The following is a 1,460-nucleotide window of genomic DNA, read 5'->3' as shown; positions in this document are numbered from 1 at the left end:
CGGGCCGGATCGCCGCTATTGTCACCGGCCCGGGCGTGTCCGAGGCCGTTGTCACTGACCCGCGGGTGGACCTGATTTCCTTCACCGGCGGCCCAGCGACGGCGGATCGCATCGCCTCCGCGGCCGGGGCGAAGAAAATCCTGTCCGAACTCGGCGGGAACAACGCCACGATCGTGTGCGCTGACGCCGACGCGGCGGCCGCGGCGAAAGCCATTGTGGCCGGCGCGTTCGGTGTGGCGGGGCAGAACTGCCTGTCGGTCCAGCGCGTTTACGTGCACACCTCACTCTTCGAGCAGGTCCTGGACCTGGTGACGGCCGGGACCAGGGAGCTGCGGACGGGGCCGAAGCTGGACCGGTCCACGGATGTTGGCCCGTTGATCTCCGAGGCCGAAGCCCGGCGGGTGGAGGAATGGGTGGAAGAGGCCAGGGCGGCCGGCGCCACCGTCCACACCGGCGGGACCCGCAAGAACGCCTACTACGAACCGACGGTCCTGACCGATGTGCCCTCCGAATGCCAGGTCATCCGGGACGAAGTCTTCGGCCCGGTGGTCAGCATCCTGCCGTTCATCGAGGTCAGGGACGCCGTGTTCGAAGCGAACAACACCGAGTTCGGGCTCCAGGCGGGGGTCTTCACGCAGTCCATCGACCTGGCCCTGGCCATCGCCGAGAAACTGCACGTCGGCGCGGTGGTCATCAACGAGACCTCCGACGTCCGGATCGACTCGATGCCCTTTGGCGGGTTCAAAAAATCCGGGGTGGGCCGTGAAGGGGTCCGCCACGCGGTCCGCGAAATGACAGAACCCAAAAACACCATCATCAACCTCGGCGAGTCAAAGGCCCGCTGGCAGGTCCTGGGCGGCCTGACAGAAAGGACCACACCATGACCAACGAAACCAGCAGGCACAGTATCGCGGTGATCGCCGGGGACGGGATCGGCAAGGAAGTCGTCCCGGCGGCGATCACGTGCCTGGAGCGGATCGCCGCAATCCACGGGCTGGACCTGGCGTTCACGTACTTTGACTGGGGCTCTGACTACTACGGCCGGCACGGGCGGATGATGCCCGTGGACGGAATCGACCGGCTCGCACAGCATGAGGCGATTTTCCTGGGCGCGGTGGGCTCACCGGAGGTCCCCGACACGGAATCGCTCTGGGGTTTGCTGATCCCGATCCGCCGGGAATTCCAGCAGTACATCAACCTCCGCCCGGTCAAAACGCTCGACGGCGTGAAATCACCGCTCGCTTCGGAGAAGCCGATCGATATCCTGATCGTGCGGGAAAACAACGAGGGTGAATACTCCGAGGTCGGCGGCCGGATGTACCGGGGCCTGCCACACGAAAGCGCCGTCCAGGAAACCATCTTCACCCGCCTGGGCGTCTCCCGCGCCGCCCACTACGCCGCCTCCCTCGCCGCAACCCGCACGGGCCAGCTGACGTCCGCGACCAAAAGCAACGGCATCG

General features: G+C 66.2%; 2 protein-coding genes. Both read left to right on the top strand.

The features are described from left to right. Positions 1 to 884: aldehyde dehydrogenase family protein (locus tag MU551_RS23770; protein WP_247048924.1), on the top strand; the 884-nt coding region annotated here is incomplete at its 5' end. Further along, a partial coding sequence (locus MU551_RS23765; RefSeq protein ID WP_247048923.1) for an isocitrate/isopropylmalate family dehydrogenase occupies positions 881 to 1,460 on the top strand: 580 nt, incomplete at its 3' end. The genes MU551_RS23770 and MU551_RS23765, both read left to right, overlap by 4 nt.

Origin of the sequence: Arthrobacter rhizosphaerae (assembly GCF_023062595.1) — a bacterium.
Classification (GTDB): domain Bacteria; phylum Actinomycetota; class Actinomycetes; order Actinomycetales; family Micrococcaceae; genus Arthrobacter; species Arthrobacter rhizosphaerae.
Note: the sequence above shows the minus strand (reverse complement) of the source record. Positions and strands in the feature narration are given on the sequence as shown.